The organism is Serratia sp. 506_PEND (genome assembly GCF_001076875.1).
In the GTDB taxonomy this organism is placed as follows: domain Bacteria; phylum Pseudomonadota; class Gammaproteobacteria; order Enterobacterales; family Enterobacteriaceae; genus Serratia; species Serratia marcescens.
On record NZ_JVEL01000378.1, the window covers coordinates 1 to 613 of the forward strand.

Here is a 613-nt window from a genome sequence, read left to right on the forward strand (position 1 = left end):
CCCGGGAGAAGCCATCAAAAGGCACGCCCTGCTGATACACTGAACTCAGATAAATGCCCCTCATGGGGAAGGCAGCCGTTTCCTCCCCTGTCAGCACGTCTGACAGCATCGTCTGCAGGAACGATTTAAGTCCCGCAAGCTGGCGTACAAACAAAAACGCATCTGCCGGAGGCGTTTGCACTGGGGGAGCCCACATGGTGGCACTGAGCGCAGCGTTAAGCTGGCTAAGCCAGAGATCCCAGAAGGTCTCCAGCTCGCCGGACCATGTGTTTGTCCCCACCGTGTCAGGGCTGAAGCTCACGCCAAGCAGCGACTGTCGGGTCTGCGCATCCAGCTGGCGGAAAAAATCTCCTGCGCCATGCAGCATATCGATATGCGTGAGGACCACATAGACTGGCAGCCGCGTATGCAGCTCATCGGCAATGTCCATCAGACGGGTACGCAGCACCTGGGCTCTGGCGTGACGGGCGGATGTCCCCATCCTCGCCAGTTCACTGAGATCAAGCGTCAGGATCAGACCATTAAGCGGCTGGCGTCGGCGGTGCGCTTTCAGCCAGGTCAGCAAATGTCGCCACAGGTGGGCATTCTGCTCATTCTGGTCTTCCGTCCCCCG

Annotated in this window: 1 protein-coding gene; it reads right to left on the reverse strand. The window is 59.2% G+C overall.

Annotated features, from left to right (window positions below):
- Nucleotides 1-613 (reverse strand): type VI secretion protein IcmF/TssM N-terminal domain-containing protein (locus ADK28_RS12710; RefSeq protein WP_048795811.1); only part of this gene is annotated, 613 nt, incomplete at both ends.